The sequence below is a fragment of the Anaerococcus sp. HMSC065G05 genome, from assembly GCF_001812365.1.
Taxonomy (GTDB): Bacteria; Bacillota; Clostridia; order Tissierellales; family Peptoniphilaceae; genus Anaerococcus; species Anaerococcus vaginalis.
In genome coordinates this window covers 16,692-35,845 of record NZ_KV808681.1, presented here as the reverse complement: position 1 = coordinate 35,845, position 19,154 = coordinate 16,692, and the positions used below count along the sequence as shown (strand labels likewise).

Annotated in this window: 16 protein-coding genes; 2 read left to right on the top strand and 14 right to left on the bottom strand. The window is 28.2% G+C overall.

Annotated features, from left to right (window positions below; all coding sequences use genetic code 11):
• Nucleotides 1–261: 261 nt before the first annotated feature.
• From HMPREF2852_RS00205 to HMPREF2852_RS00140, 14 genes are all read right to left on the bottom strand, one after another.
• Nucleotides 262–636, bottom strand: a complete 375-nt coding sequence (locus HMPREF2852_RS00205; RefSeq protein WP_039920558.1) for a RidA family protein — start codon at nt 634–636, stop codon at nt 262–264.
• 99 nt (nt 637–735) lie between these two features.
• Complete coding sequence (locus tag HMPREF2852_RS00200; protein WP_070604890.1) at nt 736–1,836, bottom strand: tetratricopeptide repeat protein; 1,101 nt, start codon at nt 1,834–1,836, stop codon at nt 736–738.
• Nucleotide 1,837: 1 nt separating this feature from the next.
• Nucleotides 1,838–2,539 carry a hypothetical protein gene (locus tag HMPREF2852_RS00195; protein WP_070604887.1) on the bottom strand — a complete coding sequence of 234 codons (702 nt, stop codon included), beginning with the start codon at nt 2,537–2,539 and terminating at the stop codon, nt 1,838–1,840.
• Nucleotides 2,539–4,239 (bottom strand): arginine--tRNA ligase, encoded by a 1,701-nt coding sequence (argS, locus tag HMPREF2852_RS00190; RefSeq protein ID WP_070604883.1) that lies wholly within the window; start codon nt 4,237–4,239, stop codon nt 2,539–2,541. The genes HMPREF2852_RS00195 and argS overlap by 1 nt, the downstream gene beginning before the upstream one ends.
• A 14-nt stretch (nt 4,240–4,253) precedes the next feature.
• The gene (locus HMPREF2852_RS00185; protein WP_070604880.1) at nt 4,254–6,599 is read right to left on the bottom strand and encodes an endonuclease MutS2; all 2,346 of its coding nucleotides are present in this window, start codon (nt 6,597–6,599) and stop codon (nt 4,254–4,256) included.
• Nucleotides 6,599–8,815 carry a peptidase U32 family protein gene (locus tag HMPREF2852_RS00180; protein ID WP_070604876.1) on the bottom strand — a complete coding sequence of 739 codons (2,217 nt, stop codon included), beginning with the start codon at nt 8,813–8,815 and terminating at the stop codon, nt 6,599–6,601. The genes HMPREF2852_RS00185 and HMPREF2852_RS00180 overlap by 1 nt, the downstream gene beginning before the upstream one ends.
• Nucleotides 8,815–9,339, bottom strand: coding sequence for a cell division protein ZapA (gene zapA / locus HMPREF2852_RS00175; protein WP_004839179.1), 525 nt, complete (start codon nt 9,337–9,339; stop codon nt 8,815–8,817). The genes HMPREF2852_RS00180 and zapA overlap by 1 nt, the downstream gene beginning before the upstream one ends.
• An 8-nt stretch (nt 9,340–9,347) precedes the next feature.
• On the bottom strand, nt 9,348–11,726 hold the full coding sequence (gene pheT / locus HMPREF2852_RS00170) for a phenylalanine--tRNA ligase subunit beta (RefSeq protein WP_070604871.1): 2,379 nt from the start codon (nt 11,724–11,726) through the stop codon (nt 9,348–9,350).
• Between the two features lie 8 nt (nt 11,727–11,734).
• The gene (gene pheS / locus HMPREF2852_RS00165) at nt 11,735–12,757 is read right to left on the bottom strand and encodes a phenylalanine--tRNA ligase subunit alpha (RefSeq protein ID WP_070604868.1); all 1,023 of its coding nucleotides are present in this window, start codon (nt 12,755–12,757) and stop codon (nt 11,735–11,737) included.
• A gap of 217 nt (nt 12,758–12,974) precedes the next feature.
• The gene (locus HMPREF2852_RS00160; RefSeq protein ID WP_070604863.1) at nt 12,975–13,706 is read right to left on the bottom strand and encodes a TrmH family RNA methyltransferase; all 732 of its coding nucleotides are present in this window, start codon (nt 13,704–13,706) and stop codon (nt 12,975–12,977) included.
• Nucleotides 13,706–14,059 carry a 50S ribosomal protein L20 gene (gene rplT / locus HMPREF2852_RS00155; protein ID WP_004839183.1) on the bottom strand — a complete coding sequence of 118 codons (354 nt, stop codon included), beginning with the start codon at nt 14,057–14,059 and terminating at the stop codon, nt 13,706–13,708. Before rplT ends, HMPREF2852_RS00160 begins: the two co-directional genes overlap by 1 nt.
• A 12-nt stretch (nt 14,060–14,071) precedes the next feature.
• On the bottom strand, nt 14,072–14,272 hold the full coding sequence (rpmI, locus tag HMPREF2852_RS00150; protein ID WP_004839184.1) for a 50S ribosomal protein L35: 201 nt from the start codon (nt 14,270–14,272) through the stop codon (nt 14,072–14,074).
• Nucleotides 14,273–14,281: 9 nt separating this feature from the next.
• On the bottom strand, nt 14,282–14,830 hold the full coding sequence (gene infC / locus HMPREF2852_RS00145; RefSeq protein WP_070604860.1) for a translation initiation factor IF-3: 549 nt from the start codon (nt 14,828–14,830) through the stop codon (nt 14,282–14,284).
• A 215-nt stretch (nt 14,831–15,045) separates the two neighbouring features.
• A complete protein-coding gene (locus HMPREF2852_RS00140; protein WP_070604857.1) occupies nt 15,046–16,422 on the bottom strand; it encodes an NAD(P)/FAD-dependent oxidoreductase in 1,377 nt (458 codons plus the stop codon).
• Between the two features lie 151 nt (nt 16,423–16,573).
• On the opposite strand from HMPREF2852_RS00140, the gene HMPREF2852_RS00135 reads away from it, so the two are divergent.
• Together HMPREF2852_RS00135 and HMPREF2852_RS00130 are read left to right on the top strand one after the other, a co-directional pair.
• Nucleotides 16,574–17,215 carry an SdpI family protein gene (locus HMPREF2852_RS00135; RefSeq protein WP_070604854.1) on the top strand — a complete coding sequence of 214 codons (642 nt, stop codon included), beginning with the start codon at nt 16,574–16,576 and terminating at the stop codon, nt 17,213–17,215.
• A gap of 159 nt (nt 17,216–17,374) precedes the next feature.
• Entirely contained in the window at nt 17,375–19,117 is a 1,743-nt protein-coding gene (locus HMPREF2852_RS00130) for a phosphoenolpyruvate carboxykinase (protein WP_070604851.1), read from the top strand.
• Nucleotides 19,118–19,154 lie beyond the last annotated feature (37 nt).

Sequence of the window (19,154 nt, the reverse complement as noted above, 5' to 3'; positions counted from 1 at the left end):
TTTAACTGACTATTTTAGTCTACCATCTTTTTTTTCGCTTGTCAAGTTTTTTTATTGGTTTTTTTATCTTTTTTTACTTTTCTTGACTGCTTTTTTTGATGTCGACTTTTTTATTATATCGCGTTTATTTTTCTTGTCAAGACTTTTTTCTCTTGATTTTTTTAACGTGATAAAAAAATATAGCTGTTGGTTAACAGCTATATTAGTATATTATTATTTTTTTCTATTGTCAAATATTTTTTTATTTATTTGCTTAATTTTTTAGATTTCTGCTATTGCTTCGATTTCTAATAATCCATTTTTTGGAAGTTTTCCAACTTCTACACAGCTTCTTGCTGGTTTGTGATCTCCAAAAAATTCTGCATAAGCTTCGTTTACTGCTGCAAAGTCGTTTACGTCATCTAAGAAAATATTTACTTTTACAATTTTTTCTACTGATGAGCCACCTGCTTCTACGATAGCTTTTACATTTTCTAATGATTGTCTTGTTGCTTTTTTAACGTCATCTGAAATTAATTCACCTGTTTCTGGAACTAATGGTAGTTGTCCTGATGAATATACAAATCCGTTTGATACTATTCCTTGTGAATATGCTCCTACTGCACCTGGTGCATTTTTTGTTTCAATTATTTTCATAATTTCCTCCTATTAAGTAAACGTTATTACATTATAAACATACTTTTTTTCTATTTTTATTCAACTGCAATAAAAAAAATCTCAAAATTTAATTTGAGATTAATTTATTTTGTATTGTTCTTTAATTATTTGTAAGTTCCTTGATAATTCGTCGCTAAGGTCGTCATAGCTTTCTAAATTTTCTATATCTTCTTTGGCTTTGTTGATATTATTTAGTGATAAATTTATTTGCAACCTATTGTAGATCATTCTTGGATCTTCTGGGTATTTTTTTAATCCTTGATTTATTATTTCTATTGCATCTATTGGTTTTTCTGTTGCGTATAAGCTTATTGAGTAATCGTTATAAAGCTCTCTAAATTCTCCGCCTTTTTCTAGGGAATTTTCAAAGGCTAGGATGGAATTTTCGTATTGTCCTATATTTTGATAGGCCACTCCTAAATAATAATAAGCGTCTGCTCTTTTTGTTTTTGATAGAAGTCTTGTTAGAATTTGTATTGCTTTGTCGAAGTTTCCTTTTCCTATATAATATAGTCCTTCTTCGATTTCGGCATTGTCAAAAATCATTTTGATTTTATCTCTTATTTCGTTTTGGGCTTCTATGTCTTTTGTTCTTTGTAGAGCATTTTCATAATAGGATCTTGCTTTTATATATTCTCCAAGATTTGCGTATATATTTCCTAATTCATAATATGAAAGTGGAAAGTTCTCGTCTTGGATTATTATATCTTGCAAAATTCTAAGGGATTCTTTGATAAATTCGTCCTTATATTCTGTATCTTCGTAGGCTTTTGGCCACAAAATTCTTGCATAATTATAGGCGTTATATTTATCAAAAGGATTTATTATATAGGCTCCTCTCAATAAAAGCAAGGATTTTTCTGTTTTGTTTTCCAAATTTTTTAGGGCCTTTTGTGTGGCGTAGGCTCCTATATTTTTTATATAATTTTCTATTATTTTTATATAGGAATCTTTGTATTTAAAATCCTTATCTATGGCAAGGTTCATTATTAATCCATCTAAAATAATATCTAAATTTATTTTATTTTCAAATTCCCCATTTATTACATTTTCTGATAAGTCTTGTGTGTAAAGAGCTAGTGGAGTTTTGTTTAATAAATCGTATGATGATTCTTTTTTTAGGTCAATATATCCAAGCTTATCTGTAAAATTCAAAAAATATTGGTCAATTTTTGCCATCTTATCCTCTCATAAATTTTCTTTGTCTGTAGGAATGATTTGATAATGTTTTAAATAAATGTCCTTTAAATAATAAAGATATTGTATTCCAAAGGGCAAGCAATATTACATATATAAATTCATTTGCAAATGCTGATGTGTTTACCACAATCTTATTTATCAAAAATGAATCTATCAAAATAAATATTAGGGCATAAATTCCCCAAACAAAAAAATTGTTTTTTACAAAATTAAACGAGTCTATAAGTATACTAAATCCATAAACGCTATCTATATAGACAAGCTCTATTACAGCTGACGTGAATAATTTAAATACAATTTTAAGCAAATTAGAAATTGCAGGATCAAGTCCGCTCAATAAATTATCAAATATAAGCTCAATTATATAAATTGAAAACATTGCTGCCATTATTAAATAGAAAAAATTCGATATGGAATTTTCTATTGATTTTTTGCCTGTATTATTGTAAAGAACAATTGATCTTAAAGCTTGAGCAACAAAACACAAAATTAATATTTCTATAAAATAATTTATTAATGATGATAGGTATGAAGAGTTTAAAATTGATAAACCCTTCATGCCTTCAAATATCGACCTAACTACCAAAGATATGAAAAGAATATAGGATTTTTTTATTTTTTTTACACTTTCTGAAAATGCGTATTTAGAACATTCTAAAAAATCTATAATTCTTTCATTCATTACATTTGTTCCACTGTTTTTATTCCTAATATTCCTAAACCATTTTTAATTACTATTGATGTAGCTTTAGTTAGGGCAAGTCTTTCTTCTTTTAATTTTTCATCATCTACCAAGATTTGTGTAGAATTGTAAAATTTATTGAATTTTTGAGCAATTTCCATTACTTTTCTTGCAACTACTGATGGTTCAAGTCTATTTTTAGCAAGTATTATTGCGTCTTGGAAACTTTCTAATGCTTTAATCAAACTATATTCTTCATCTGTATTTAATTTTTCAAAATTCATTTGTCCAAATTCTTCTTTTCCAGCTTTTCTTAATACAGATTTTGCTCTTGCGTAAGTGTAGTGTACGTATGGGCCTGTTTCTCCTTCGAAGTTTAATAATTCATCCCAATCAAACACATAATCTTTGATTCTTGAATTGTATAATTCTTGGAATTTAACTGCACCAATACCTACAATTTTTGCTGCCTCATCTAGATTTTCAATTTGGTTATCTCTATCTTTCATTATTGAGTATGTTTTTTCGATTGTTTTATTTAAAACATCTTCTAAGAAAACAACGTGTCCTTTTCTTGTTGAAAGAACTTGGTCTTTTAGTGAAACCATACCAAATTGTACGTGTAAAACTTCTTCGCTTACATCTTCGTGTCCCATTAAGTATAAAATTTTCTTTAATTGTTGGAAATGTAGTTTTTGTTGGCTTCCTACAATATATATATTTTTATCTAGTCCGTAAGTTCTATGTCTATAAAGTGCTGTAGCAACGTCTCTTGTAATATATGCTGATGAACCATTTGATTTAATTAACATTGATGGTGGCAAATTAAATTCGCTTAAGTCTACTATATAAGCTCCATCAGATTCTACTAAAAGATTTTTTTCTTTTAATTCTTCAAGGGCTGCTGGCATCCATTGTGAATGGTAACTTTCTCCGTGATAGTTATCATATTTTATATCAAGCATTCCGTAAACTCTATCAAATTCTCTCAAAGATAAGTCTTTAAACCATTGCCATAATCTCATAGCTTCTTCTTCGCCATCTTCAAGATTTTTAAATTCTTGTCTAGCTTTTTCTTGATATTCTTCGTTATCTTCTGCTTCTTTTGTATATCTTACATATAAATTTAAAAGTTCATTAATAGGGTCTTTGTCAATTGCTTCTTTATCTCCCCAAAGTTTGTAAGCTGCAATCATTACACCAAATTGTGTACCATAATCTCCAATATAGTTTGAAGCTGTTACATTGTATCCAAGATATTCATAAATATTTCTAATAACATCTCCAATTACTGTTGATCTAATATGGCCAATGTGGAAAGGCTTAGCAATATTTACAGATGAGAACTCAACAAGCTCGTTGATTCCCTTACCCATATCACTTTTACCATAGTCATCTTCTTTTTCTATAACTTCATTAATTACATCGTTTGTTACTTTTTGTCTATCTAGATAAAAGTTTACATAAGCATTTTCATTTACAATTTTTTCAACGCCATCAATTTCTAAACTACTTGCAATTTCTTCTGCAATAAGTTTAGGATTTTTTCTCATAGTTTTTGCCAATGTAAAGCAAGGGAAGGCAAAATCTCCCATATTTTCTTGAGGTGGAATTTCAATTAAATCATAAATTTCTTTGTAACCCAACCCTAGTTCTTTTTCTTCTAATTTTTTAGCTATAATTTCTTTAAAATCTTTCATATTCCCTCCAAGTCCTATTTGAATTTTACAATTGTTACTCCGTATCCACCTTCTTTTTCATTTCCAGGTCTATAGGAGTCGATCATCTTATTATTTTTTAAATAATCATTTATACCATTTCTCAAAGCACCAGTTCCCTTGCCGTGGATTATTTTTGCTTGGTCAAGTCCTGAGAGCATAGCATCATCTAGGTATTTGTCAAAATTTCTCAAAGCCTCGTCATATCTTTGACCCCTCAAATCAAGAGTTGGAGAAATGTGCATGGCTTTTTTTGCCTTATAAATTCTGTTAGTATTTTCTTTAGTCTTATTATTTGACTTTATTTTGGTAACATTTTTAATATTGGAATCCATTTTCAAAATACCCATTTGTACTTTTATATTACCCTTTTCGTCGGGATTTTCAATTACTTGAGCCTTTTCATTTAATCCTTCAATTAAAACTACATCTCCAACTTTTAAATTTTGTGGAGCGTTTTTGCTTATTTTTTCTTTAAATACTTCTTCTTGCCTGTCAATTTTTGAATCTTTATATTTATTTCTAATATCATTTAAAGACCTATCAATATCAGAAGTATTTGCATTTTTTGATTTTTTTGCAATTTTTAGCATATCTTGGCTTGCTTTATTTGCTTCTTCCAAAATTTTATTTGCCTTATCTTCTGCCTTTTCAATAATTTCTTTTTCTTGTTTTTTAATATTTTCAGACAAAGCCAAAAGATCATTTCTTGCTTTTTTGATTTTTTTCTTGTAATCTTCTATCTCTTGATTTTTTATTTCCATTTCTTTTTTATTTTGATCAAGCTGTTCAAGAATTGTATTGAAATTTTTATTATCATCTGAAAGAATTGATTTTGCATTTGCTAATATTTTTTTATCTAAGCCAAGTCTTTTTGAAATTTCAAAAGCATTTGATTTTCCTGGAGTTCCTATAATTAATTTGTAGGTTGGCGATAAGCTTTCAACATCAAACTCCACGCTTGCATTCATTACTCCTTCTTTTTCCAAAGCATAATATTTTAACTCAGAATAATGAGTTGTTGCAAAAGTCATTACATTTTTATTTTTCAAAAATTCCAAAATAGAAATTGCAAGGGCAGCTCCTTCTGTTGGATCTGTACCACTTCCAACTTCATCTAATAAAACCAAAGAATTTTCGCTGACATTTTCGGTGATTTTTACAATATTTGTAAGCGATGCCGAAAAAGTTGAAAGGCTCATCTCAATTGATTGGGTATCTCCAATATCCAAAAATATATCATCAAAAACATTTACCAAACTATCCTCATCACAAGGAATGTAAAATCCTGCTTGGGCCATCAAGGAAACAAGGCCTACAGTTTTAAGTGATACAGTTTTTCCTCCTGTATTTGGTCCTGTGATTATTAAAGTTTTGTAGCCATCTCCAATTTTTACATCTATCGGAACAACTTTTCCTTTTAAAAGTGGATGACGGGCATTTTTTAAATTAATTATTTTTTTGTCGGTAAGTTTTGGCATTGTGTATTCGTGTGCCAAAAAATATTTTACCTTTGCTTGTAAAAAATCTATTCTTTGAATTAATTTTTGGTTTTCTAAAATTTCTTGGTCAAAGCCTTCAACAAATCTTGAAAGTCTATCTAAAATTCTTCTAATCTCATCGCTTTCTTCTATTTGTAAATTTGAAAGGTCATTATTTAATTCAACGATAGCATTTGGCTCAATAAAAAGTGTATTTCCTGATTGGGATCTGTCGTGGATTATTCCATTTAAAACTGATTTTTTGTTTGTTTTTACTGGAAGAACATATCTTCCGTCCCTAATTGAAACAACCTTGTCTTGGAGAGATTCGTCAAATTTTGGAGATGAAATATAAAAGGATAATTTATTTTTAATTTCAGCTTCTTTTTTGCCTATTTTTTTTCTAATAGACCTTAAATTTGCTGAGGCATTATCTGCTATTTCATCTTCTGAAATAATTGACCTTTCGATTTCATCTTTTATAAAATCATTTACTGAAATCCTATCAAACAAGTCTTTTATGTAAGGATTTTCAATATTTTCCCCATATTCTTTCAAATAATTGCTAACCCTAAGTAGGTCTAAAACTTTTAAAAGCTCAAAGGGTTCTAGTATTCCTTTTTTTCTTACATAGCCAATAATTTCTTTTAAATCGTAAAGGCCAAAAATATCTATATTTCCATTTTCTACAAGAACCTCTTCCATGGCCTTGGTTTTTTCAAGTTCATCTTTTATTTCTTTTATATTATTTTTAGGTTTTATTTTTGAAATTTCTTTTTTAACAAGTTCACTTCTTGCATAAGTTTGGAGTTTTTCAAGAATTTTTCCAAACTCCAAAACTTCTAAGGTTTTTTCCTGCATTAAATAACACCCCTGTCATATCCAAGATTGTTAATCTTATTTTTTCTTATATTTTTTAAATCTTCATCATCTCTTACAAGATACAATAAAGATACTGATTTTTCAATTTTTTTAAGGTCAATGTTGGCACTTTCATTGGAATAAATTCTAGAAAGTCCATCCCTTCTTTTTATATCAAAAAGATTTCCGTCTTCATCTTTTATTTTTGAATCTGAAAATTTACAAGATTCACAGCCAACAAGCCCACATTTTTTTATGGCAGAAAACGGACAATGGCGCATATTCATAAGCTCAATTGGACCGTATGCCAAAATTTCTGTAGGATAAATTCTTGAATTTTTGTTTATATTTTCAAAAGAATTTTCAACTGAAGATGAAATCATTGAAGAAAAATTACTGTAAAAATCAAAAGCATAGGAATTAAAAACATTTAAGTATCTACCGATCCTAATTTCAAAACCATTTTTTAAAAGTTCATCTTTTAGGACAAAGTCTTTATAATTATTAAAAACTACTCCCTTAAAATTTTTCTCTTTTAAAAAAGAAATAAAATCAAGGTCATATTTTTTATCAGCATCCATAATATAGAAAATATTTAGCCCACCAAACTTTTTGTCGTATTTTCTCAAATAAATATTGTCAAAATCTTTTAATAAAGAAATATCTATGTCATTTGACAAAAGTTCTATATTTTTTTCTCTTTTATAATTTTTCTTATCTTTTAATTTTCTTTTTTCAATTTTAACTGGTTTATTTTTGTAAATTGAAAGTCTTTTTTCATTTAAAATTTCTATTGCTTTTCTTCTCATTGAATTTATATCTTTTTTTCTCAAAAATATATTTGGTGCTATATTTATTTCAACTTCATTAGCCTTATAAATTGTATTTCCAAGTTTTGTAAGATTTTCTGAAATATCTTTTTTCGTTAAAGAAATATTTTTTCCTTCTTCAACCAAATTTTCTCCTTCATAAGAAATTTTTGTATCTTTATATTTGAGGGTAATTTTTGGCTTTTGTCCAATCTTTACTTCAAATTTTATGTCTAAAGGCAAATTTTTGTAATAATTTAGACCTTGGTCTAGATTTTCTTTTAAAATTTTTGAAGAAAGAAGATAAATATTTGAATTCAATTTTGCATCTGGGAAATCTTTTAATTCCAATTCTTGATTTTTTTTCAAATCCTCTGTCAAGGTCAAAGGAAGTTTTTTATTTTTTTCAGTTGTAACTTGAAGAATTGATTCTTTTATCAAATTTGAATTTGATTTGAAAAATCTCTTGCCATTTTTTTCATAAACTTCGCCAATTTCCCTGTGTTTATTTTCATTTTCAAGAGCAAGGTAGGCAGATTTTTGTCCAAATATAAAACCACTTGTGTAAGATCTATTAGATATATCTCTTAGTTGATTATTATCATAAGAATTTTCGTAGATTTTTTCCCCGTAATTTTTTACAGTATTGTAGACATATTCATCAGTTTTCATACGTCCTTCAATTTTTAAGGAATCGACTCCAGCTTTTATTAAATCATCAGTAAAATCTATGGTTGATAAATCTTTCATTGAAAGATAGTAATCTTCTCCCAAAACTTTGCCATCATTTATAAGCTGATATTTTTTTCTACAAATTCCTGCACACCTACCCCTGTTTGCGGATCTTTTTCCAAGATATGATGACATCAAACATTCTCCTGAAAAAGATACACAAAGTGATCCATGAACAAAAACTTCTGTATCAATATCTAGTTTGCAAATTTTTTCTATCTCATCAATTTCAGTTTCCCTTGCAACGACCACTCTGTCAAAACCTAGTTTTTTTGCTGTAAGTGCCCCCTCATAATCTTTTATTGCCATTTGAGTTGAGGCGTGAAATTCTAATTTGTGTTTTGCATTTTCATTTATATCTTTAACCAAAGAATATAGACCAATATCTTGGATCAAAATCGCATCAGCTCCATATTCAAACAGTTTTTCAATATAAAAAATCGCCTTATCAATTTCTTCATCTTTAATCAAGGTATTTATAGTTATAAAAACTTTCTTATCAAATAAATGAACATAATCAATAACTTCTTCTATGTTTTCTAGGGAGAAATTTTTAGCGTAGGCTCTTGCCCCAAAATCATCAAGTGCCAAATAAAAACTGTAAGCCCCTGCAGAAAGTCCAGCATAAAGCATGGACATTTTCCCAACAGGAGCTAATATTTCAACTTCTCTCATTATAAATCTCTTTTCAAATCTTCATTTTCTTTTTGTAAATCTAAATTTTCTTCTTGCAAAGAAATAAGATTTTCTCTAAGTTTTTGAAGATTTTCATCTTTGGATTTATTTATTTTATTTTTTTTGTCAATTTCATCATTTAACCTATTGATTGTAGAATTTAATTCATCAATTTTTTTCATAGATTCCATAAAATCTTTTTTGGATTTTTCAAAATCATCTTTTATAAGTTGATTTTCTTCTTCCAAATCTTCATAGGCTTCTTTTATTTTTGGATAATTTTCGATTGGCTCTTCGGCTTCTTTTCTTAAATTTTTGTGCTTAATCAAAAGTTTATACATTTCATCAGCAATATTTAAAGATGCCAAAACCAATTGGTTTTCACGAGTTAGCTTGTCGTTGTCGATTTCTCTTATTTTTTTGTCGACATAAGCTGCTATTTGTTCAATTTGATTTTCATCTTGATCACTTATCAAAGTGTAGTCCATGCCAGCAATATTAACAACAATTTTATTATCTGCCACTTTAACTCCTAACTACGCAAGTTTATATTTTCCTTACTTAAATCTTCTAAAAATTCTTTTTCAATTTTTTCTACTTCTTCATCTTTTAATGTAGCGTCATTTTTACCGTAGGAAACTTTGTAAGAAATTGATTTTTGTCCCTCATCAATTTGACTTCCAGTATAAATATCAAAAATTTCTATATTTCTTACCAAGCCATTTGCTCTTGAAATAATTATATCTTCAATCATTTGACTTTCTACATTCCTATCACAAGTAAATGAATAATCACGTAAAATTGATGGGAATTTTGAAAGAGCCTTGTATTTTACTTGGTCGATTTTTTTATCTTTAATCATAGAAAGATCAATTTCAAGGGCTAAGGCCGGATTTTTGATTTTAAATTCTTCCATAACTTCATAGGAAATTTGTCCCATAATACCAATTTTTTCTCCATCAAGATAAATATTTGCACATCTTCCTGGGTGGAAAGTTTTGATATTTTCTTCAGTTTCAAATCTAAATCCATAAAAACCAGTTTTCTTCATAGCTTTAATAAAGAAATCTTTCAAATCATAGAAAGAATAATCTCCATAAAGACCCATAGTCAAATATTGTTTTTCTTCTGGAAGGTCAGCTCCATCTTTAATAAAAGCAGTTCCAATTTCATAAAACCTCAAATCATTTTGTTTTTTGGAAATATTTTTATAAAAAGTATCAAGCATATTTGAAAGAAGGGTTGTTCTCATTACAGAATAATCTTCTCCCAAAGGATTAATTATTTTTATATAATCCCTTAATTTTGAATTTTCATCAACCAACAATTTATCATAATCTCTTGGAGAAATAAATGAATAGGTTGTAATTTCTGAGAATTTTTGTCCAAATAAATTATTTTTTAATTCATCTTTCAATAATCTCATAGGAGATTTTTCTCCTCTTTGTAATGATGAATAAAGTGGTTTTGACTCAACTTTTCCCATTCCATAAAGTCTTGCAACTTCTTCGATTAAATCTGCTTCAATTGAAATATCCATTCTGAAATTTGGAATTGTAGCCTCTATCGTGTCTTCATTTATATCTTCAATATCAAATTCCAAAGATTTTAAATAAGAAATTGCCTCATCTTTTGAAAAATCTTTTCCAATTAAAGAATTTAATCTAGCGATTCTAAGTTTTACCTTATTTTCTGGACTTTCTTTTATTCCCTCATCAAAATGATCTTCTAAAACTTCTCCAATTCCAAGATCAGTTATAAGTTTCATAACTCTTTTTGATGCGAATTCTGCATTTTCTACAGAAATTTCTTTTTCAAATCTTGATGATGCCTCAGATCTTAAATTTAAAAATTTAGAAGATTTTCTAATATTATCAGAATCGAAATTTGCTGATTCCAGAAGAATAGTTTTTGTATTTTCTGTAATTTCACTATCCATTGATCCCATAATTCCTGCAAGACCAATTGCTTCTTTTCCATCAGAAATTACCAAAACTTCTTCATTTAATTTTCTTTCTTCTCCATCAAGAGTTTTAATTATTTCTCCATCATTAGCATCTCTTACAATAATTTTTCTATCATGTAGAGTTTCAAGATCGTAAGCGTGAAGAGGTTGACCTGTTTCAAGCATTACAAAATTTGTAATATCTACAACATTATTTACAGGTCTCATTCCAGCAAGCATCAAACAATTTTTAAGCCATTGAGGAGATTCGCCAACTTTTACATTTTTAATAATTCTTCCTGTAAATCTTTTACAATTTTTAGATTTGATTTCAATCCCATTAAAGTAATCTTCTTTTTTATCAGAAACTGTTGGGTATTCTAATGATGGATAAGTAATTTTTTTATCAAAAGATGCAGCAGATTCTCTTGCCATTCCAATAATTGAAAGACAATCAGGTCTATTTGGGGTAATTTCATATTCAACTACTGGAGTATTTGAAAATAAAACTTCAACAGCAGGAGTGCCTGGTTTAAATTCTCCAGATAAAACTATAACTCCATCTTTTGATTTTTTTTCAATAACTGAATCATCGTAACCAATTTCTTTGTATGATGTAAGCATGCCTTGGCTTATAATTCCAAAAAATTCGTGGTCATCAATTTTTTGTCCATTAATTTCTGATCCTGATTTTATTACTATAAGATAATCGCCTTCTTTTGTATTTTTTGCAGAAGTTACAATAGTAATTTCTTCTCCAACATCAATTGTAAGAACAAATAATTTGTCAGCATTTGGATGTTTTTCTTGTTTTAAAACTTTTCCTACAACAAGGCCATCAAGTTTATCAGAAATAAAATTTACACTTTCAACGTGTGAGCCTGTCTCTGATAATCTGTCTGTAATTGTTTTTAAATCTTCGTCTAATTTTATATAATCATTTTGCCAAATTAAAGGTACTAACATAATCCCTCCTAGAATTGCTCAATAAATCTTTTGTCATTATCAAATAGTAATCTAATATCATCTAGTCCGTACTTAACCATGGCAATTCTATCAACTCCAAGACCAAAGGCAAAACCAGTATATTTTTCACTATCTATTCCACAATTTTCTAATACATTTGGATGAACCATTCCTCCACCCAAAAGTTCCATTGACCAACCTGTATTTGAACAAGCAGGACATCCCTTGCCACCACAAATCGGACAAGTTACATCAACTTCTAAAGATGGTTCTGTAAATGGGAAATGATGAGGACGATAACGCATTTTCATTTCATCGCCAAACATTTCCTTTATAAAAGTTTCGAGAGTCGCTTTTAAATTTGCAAGTGATACATTCTCATCAACAACTAAGCATTCCAATTGATGAAACATTGGAGAGTGAGTTGCATCTACTTCATCATTTCTAAAAACTCTTCCAGCTGAAACCATTTTTATTGGAAGCTTTCCTTCATTCATCACACGAATTTGCATACTTGATGTGTGAGGACGAAGAAGAGTATTTTCATTTATATAAAAAGTGTCAGAAAGTGATCTTGATGGGTGATTTTTTGGAGAATTTAAATCATCAAAAACATTTTTTATTGTATCAATTTCTGGTCCTTCGACAACGTCAAATCCCATATTTTGGAAAATTTCTTCAAGCTCTGCCATAGTTTGATTTATAACTGAAAAATGTCCGCTAGAATAAAGGTCGAAATTTGCAGTTACATCAATTTTTTCTTCTTTTATTTTTTTATCAAGAAGAATTTTTTTAATTTCTTCTTTTCTTTTTTCTAATTTTTCTTCAACTTCTTTTGATATTTCATTTATCAACTTGCCAGCCATCGGCTTTTCTTCATTAGATAATTTTGAAATATTTTTCTTTAGTGAAGTTATTTCTCCTTTTTTTCCTAAATATTTAACTCTTAATTCTTCCAGATTTTTTAAACCATCTGTACTTTCAATAGCCTTTTTTGCATCTTTGACTAAGGCTTGTAATTGTTCTTTCATTTTTTCTCCTTTAATTTTTGGTACAAAAAAACTGCCCTGTAAAAGGACAGAATAATCTGCGGTACCACCTAATTTGATTGTAATAATCCACTCAATAATTATAACGCATTACCGTCTCAACTACTTAATTCGTATCAAAGCTAGGCGGGGAATTACTATACCGTTACAAGGTGGCCTCTCATCATCTACCACTTGCTTTGCTTGGATAGTATAGCTTTTATCCGCTTTGGCTAAAATTATTCATCAATATTGATGCAGCAATTGCCGCATTTAATGATTCGATTTTTCCATCCATTTTTATGGACACAAAATCATTTGATAAATCTTTTAAAGATTTACTAATTCCATTAGCCTCGTTTCCTATTGCTAATATTATTTTATCACAAGATTTGTAATAATCTACTGATTTTCCATTCATATCTGCCAAAACCAGTTTGTAATTTTTATCTAACAATTTTTTTAAATCATTTATTTCAAATTCGATAAAATTTAACCTAAATAGAGAACCCATACTTGCTCTAATTGTTTTTTCATTGTATATATCTACACAAGAATTTAATAAAATTATATCCTTAAAAGAAAATGCCTCGGCACTTCTTATAATAGTGCCAAGATTTCCTGGATCTTGAATATGGTCTAAAAGTAAAATTTTATCAGAAGAAATTTCTTTTTGATTTTTTATTTTCAAACAAGCTGAAACACCTTCAGGATTTTCAAGTAAAGATAGCTTATCAAATAATTTATTTGAAAAAACTATCTTTTTAAAATTAGTTTCATAATCTTTCATATCTTCATTTACAAAAACAAACTCACATTCAAAATCTTTTGGAATTTGTTCTACAATTTTTATTGATTCAACTATGAAAGAATTAAACTTTTTCCTGTATTTCTTCTTTTTTAGTTTATTTAAATACTTATATTTTTCGTTAGATTCTGATTTTATTATCATTAAGCTGCTTGGTTAGCTAATTCTACTAATTTTGTGAATTCTTCTGGATTTGATACAGCAATTTCTGCAAGCATTTTTCTGTTAATATCTATATTTGCTTTTTTAAGATTTCCCATTAATTTAGAATAGCTTGTTCCATTTGCTCTTGCTGCTGCATTTATTCTTGCAATCCATAATTTTCTAAAATCTCTTTTTCTTCTTTTTCTTCCAATGAATGCATATTGTAAAGATTTCATTACTGCTTGGTTTGCAGTTTTGAAAAGTAATGATTTTGAACCGTAATAACCTTTAGCTTGTTTAAGAACTTTTTTATGTCTTTTTTTAGCGTTTAATGCTCTTTTTACTCTTGCCATTGTTTCCTCCTATTAGATATTTAATAATCTTTTGATATTTTTTGTATCGCCTTTAGATGCCATTGTAGATTTTCTTAATCTTCTTTTTCTTGCTGGTGTTTTTTTAGCTGTAAGGTGTCCCTTATAAGCTTTGTGTCTTTTTATTTTTCCACTGCCTGTAACTTTAAATCTTTTTGCAGCTGCTCTTTTTGTTTTGATTTTGTTCTTAGCCATATTTGCCTCCTATTTTTCTTCTGTCTTTGGTGAAATGAATAGTACAAGTGATCTTCCTTCCATTGCTGGTTTCTTATCAACTTGTGCACAATCTCCAACAAATTCCATAAATTTATCTAATACATCATAGCCTAAGTTTTTATGACCCAATTCTCTACCTTTAAATCTTAATGAGACTTTTACCTTGTCTCCGTTGTTAAGAAATTTCTTTGTTTGATTAGCCTTGGTTGCTAGGTCATGATCTTCGATATTTAAGCTAAATCTTGTTTCTTTTGTTTGAGTTGTTTTTTGTTTTTTCTTATTTTCTTTAGCTTTTTTCTCTTGGTCGTATTTAAACTTCCCATAATCCATAATTCTTGCAACTGGTGGCTTAGCATTTGGTGACATTAATACTAGATCCAATTGTTTATCATAAGCCATATCCAAAGCTTCATCTTTTGATACAACTCCAATTTGTGATCCGTCTTCGTCTATAAGTCTAAGCTTATTGTCTCTAATTTCGTCATTAATTTTTAAATCTTTTATAATGTTACCTCCAAAATATTCAAATAAAAAAATGGGTACTCAAAGTACCCATATAAAATACAAAATATAATTAGAAAATTATTCTAACAAGAGATTGTAACCTGAAAACAAATTGTCGGCAGGTGAGTTGTGGGTACTTCTTTAACTCTCTTTTGTTATGATACAAGAATTTGTATTTTTTGTCAAATATTTTTATTTGAAAATTTAATTTTAAAAATCAAAAATTTTTAAATGAAAATTTAAAATTATTAAGCTCTTTCATTTAAAATTCGTGCCATTTCAACTCCTGATGCTGAAGCTTGTGATAGGGAATGTGTTACTCCTGATCCATCGCCTAGACAAAATAGATTTTTTTGGCTTGTTTCAAATTCTTCATTAACTTCTACAACTGAATTATAAAATTTAACTTCTATTCCATATAAAAGTGTATCGTCGTTTGCCATTCCCGGAGCAATTTTATCAAGAGCATAAATCATTTCTATTATGTCATCTAATTGTCTTTTTGGCATAACTAATGACAAATCTCCAGCTGTTGCATTTAATGTTGGTCTTAGGAAGGATTTTTTCATTCTTCTTTCTGATGATCTTCTTCCCTTTACAAGATCTCCAAATCTTTGCATCAATACTCCGCCACCTAGCATATTTGAAACTCTTGCTATTGATTCGCCATATTCATTTGAATCTTTAAATGGTTCTGTAAATTTATTTGTAACTAAAAGGGCAAAATTTGTATTTTCTGTTCTAAGCTCTGGGTTTGCATAAGAGTGACCGTTCACAGTCATAATTCCATTTGTATTTTCTGTTACAACTTCTCCATATGGATTCATACAAAATGTTCTTACAAGATCGTTATATTGTTTTGTTTGGTAAACAATTTTTGCTTCATAAACTTTATCTGTTATGTGTTTGAAAATTTCTGCTGGAACTTCTACACGAACTCCAATATCAACCCTATTTTTTTTCATTTCTACATCAAATTCTTGGCAAGTATCTGAAATCCATTTTGAACCAGATCTTCCTGCAGCAAGAACTAAATATTTACATTTTATTATTTCATTCTTGTCAGTTTTTACAAAATAATATCCGTCTTCAAAATCTACATTTATAACTTTTGTCATAAATTCAAAATCTACAGTATCTTTTACATAATCGTATATTTTTTGTAAAATTTCTCTGTTTCTTTCTGTACCAAAATGACGAACTTTTGCTGTTAATAAATGCAAATCATTTTTTAGACATTCACTTTTTAATCCTGTATTTTCTGTTGAATAAAGTGTAGCATCTCCCTTATCAAAATCCATAAGAACAGAATCTACATACTCCATCAATTTAAGAGCCTTATCTTCTCCAATATAATTATGTAAATCTCCACCAAAATTGGTTGTTATATTATATTTTCCGTCTGATAAAGTTCCTGCTCCTCCAAATCCATACATTATATTACAAGGATTGCATCCTATACAAGAATTAACTTTTCCTTCTGATATAGGACATTTTCTAGCTTTTACTTTTCTTCCTGCATCTATTACACAAACTTTTTTATCTGAATTTAATTTAGTAAATTCGTAGGCCATAAAAGATCCGCTAGCGCCGCTGCCTACTACAACAACATCATATTCTTTCATAATATTCCTTTCTTGTTTCGCATACATAGTTATTATAGCATTTAAAAATAAAAAACAAAATGATTTTATTTTTAAATTTTTAAACTTATATACTTTTGCAAGCAAATTTAATATAATGATATTAATTAAAGTAGAAAGGTAGGTGGATTTTTTGAAAGAAAATAAAAAAAATTTAATTTTTGCAACGATTATTTTTATTTTATCTATAATAATAGCAATTATTTTTTATGATAGGCTTCCAGTAAGAATTCCAATTCATTATGATTTGTATGCAGATTCTAATTTTTATACAAATAAAACTAATGCTTTGTTGTTTGTGATTACTTTTATGATTTTGCTTTATATAGCATTTTTTCTTATCATTAGCCTTGATCCAAAATCTGACAAACACGACAAAAATTATAAGCACATTTTTTTATTATTTATACCAATTTTAAATTTTCTTATCGTAAGTTTGACTGTTTGGAAAACTTTTAATGATAATATTGATGTTGGCAGAATTTTACTTGGACTTTTTTCTTTGCTTGTAGCAATTAGCGGAATTTTTATGCCAAAAATAAAAAGAAATTATACCATGGGATTTAGGACATCTTGGGCTATGGAAGATGATTTGGTGTGGAAAAAAACTCAAAAGTTTGCAGGGATTTTATTTTTCTTTAGCGGAATTATTTCACTTACATCCTTGTCATTTTCTTTAAATATTTGCTTTTATATTTTTATAGCCAGTCTAATAATTTCAACTTTATTTTCCTTTATTTATTCTTATTATATTTATAGGAAAATAAAAAAATAATTTGTAATTTTAAAATGAGATTTTTTGTAAGAACTTATTAAATGATTTTGATGAATGTTCTTACAAAGAATCTTTTTTTCTTGTTTTAGATGGGGATTTGATATATAATTAATAAAAATTATTAATAAAAATAGAAAAGAGTAAAGAAAGAGAGATAAAATGAGCAAAGAATTTTCGATTACAGGCAACAAAGCTATATTAAATTTATCCGAACAATTTTTTAATGATGTAAATGAACTTTTAAATAGTGAATCCTTTCTTGATTTGACAAAATGTTTTATAAATTATCACAAAAAGGATTCGACAAGAGTATATGCTTATATTGAACAGTTTTTTATAAATTCATCTGTTGATTCTCTTGCAAGAGAGCTAACTGATATTTTAAAACTTTTGACAGTGATGAATATTGATGAAGTTTCATCAAAAATTAATAAATATCATAATTTAAATAAGGAAAAAGATGGCTTACTAAAAATCGTTGAGGAATTTTATAATTATTGGAGAAATCTTGAAAGATATTCAATAATACAACAAAATGAAAATTCCAGAGGAGTTGGAGTTGTAAATTTTGTTGAAATAAATGAAAAATTAAAAAATATGATTCTTCAAGCCTACAGGCGAATTGAAATGTCAATTCTTGGAGAATGGCCAAAGGTTTATAGGCAAGTCCCAGCAGCTGCCGATGCGTCTATTATGATTAGGCAATTTAATAAAAATTATCCAGAAATTTATAAAGATTTAAATAAAATTCCTTTTATAACTCAAGTTATGATTGAAACTCCTTATATAACTTATACAAAATCAAACAAGAGAGATGGGTTTTTTGAAGAAGTTTATGAAAATCCAATTTTAAATACAAATATAAATTATCCACACTTTTTCTGTTATCCAGCAAAAGTTGGCGATAATTTGATTTTTATATATTTTCATAGAGATTTATTAACACATGGGGTTTCTGCATCAAACCTTTTTGAATTAGCTGATGTTAAAGAAATCGAAGAAAAAACACCAGATGCAATTTATATTTATGGACCAAAAGATGAAGGCGAAAGAAAAAATTCTTTTTACTATGATAAGGAAAATAAATTATATGTAGGCTACATTGCTTACTCTGATAAAATTGATTATTTTGGTTATTTGAAAAAAATGGTCCTTACTTTAAACAACGTAATAAATATTAAAAAAGAATATTTGCCAATTCATGGTGCAGGACTTTCTGTAGTTTTGCAAAATAATAAAACTGTAAATATTGTTATTCTTGGAGATAGCGGAGCAGGAAAAAGCGAATCAATAGAAGCTTTCAGATCACTTGCCAAAGATTATATAAAAGAAATGACAATAGTCTTTGACGATATGGGTTCATTTAGAATTAAAAATAATAAAGTTTATGCTTATGGAACAGAAATTGGAGCCTTTGTAAGACTTGATGACCTTGATGCAGGTTACGCCTTTAAACAAATCGACAGGTCAATTTTTATGAATCCTGACAAAGTAAATTCAAGATTAATAATGCCAGTTGCATCTTTTGATGAAATAAATTTAGGATATGAAGTTGATTTTTTCCTATACGCTGACAATTATTCAGCAGTTCTTGACGGATGTGATTCAATAGAAATTTTTGATAAAAAAGAAGAAGCCCTAAGAGTTTTCAAAAGAGGTGCAAGACTTGCCAAAGGAACAACAACCGAAACAGGACTTGTTCAAACATATTTTGCAAATCCATTTGGTCCAGTTCAAAAAAGAGAAGAATGTGACAAATTACTAGATAAATATTTTGATAACTTATTTGAAAATAAAGTAAAAGTAGGAACAATAAAAACCCAACTAGGACTTAACAACATGCAATTTGAAGGTCCAAGATCGGCAGCTATTGAGCTTTTTGAATTAATTAAAAATATGTAAAAAAATAGACCCCGCGGTCTATTTTTTTGCATAAATT

Excerpts from the sequence above, each read along its gene's own strand:
- HMPREF2852_RS00140 (WP_070604857.1), bottom strand. The coding sequence starts at position 16,422 with ATGAAAGAATATGATGTTGTTGTAGTAGGCAGCGGCGCTAGCGGATCT.
- rplT (WP_004839183.1), bottom strand. The coding sequence starts at position 14,059 with ATGGCAAGAGTAAAAAGAGCATTAAACGCTAAAAAAAGACATAAAAAA.
- HMPREF2852_RS00185 (WP_070604880.1), bottom strand. The coding sequence starts at position 6,599 with ATGCAGGAAAAAACCTTAGAAGTTTTGGAGTTTGGAAAAATTCTTGAA.
- HMPREF2852_RS00160 (WP_070604863.1), bottom strand. The coding sequence starts at position 13,706 with ATGATAATAAAATCAGAATCTAACGAAAAATATAAGTATTTAAATAAA.
- rpmI (WP_004839184.1), bottom strand. The coding sequence starts at position 14,272 with ATGGCTAAGAACAAAATCAAAACAAAAAGAGCAGCTGCAAAAAGATTT.
- HMPREF2852_RS00130 (WP_070604851.1), top strand. The coding sequence starts at position 17,375 with ATGAGCAAAGAATTTTCGATTACAGGCAACAAAGCTATATTAAATTTA.
- HMPREF2852_RS00180 (WP_070604876.1), bottom strand. The coding sequence starts at position 8,815 with ATGAGAGAAGTTGAAATATTAGCTCCTGTTGGGAAAATGTCCATGCTT.
- HMPREF2852_RS00205 (WP_039920558.1), bottom strand. The coding sequence starts at position 636 with ATGAAAATAATTGAAACAAAAAATGCACCAGGTGCAGTAGGAGCATAT.
- pheS (WP_070604868.1), bottom strand. The coding sequence starts at position 12,757 with ATGAAAGAACAATTACAAGCCTTAGTCAAAGATGCAAAAAAGGCTATT.
- HMPREF2852_RS00200 (WP_070604890.1), bottom strand. The coding sequence starts at position 1,836 with ATGGCAAAAATTGACCAATATTTTTTGAATTTTACAGATAAGCTTGGA.
- pheT (WP_070604871.1), bottom strand. The coding sequence starts at position 11,726 with ATGTTAGTACCTTTAATTTGGCAAAATGATTATATAAAATTAGACGAA.
- HMPREF2852_RS00195 (WP_070604887.1), bottom strand. The coding sequence starts at position 2,539 with ATGAATGAAAGAATTATAGATTTTTTAGAATGTTCTAAATACGCATTT.
- argS (WP_070604883.1), bottom strand. The coding sequence starts at position 4,239 with ATGAAAGATTTTAAAGAAATTATAGCTAAAAAATTAGAAGAAAAAGAA.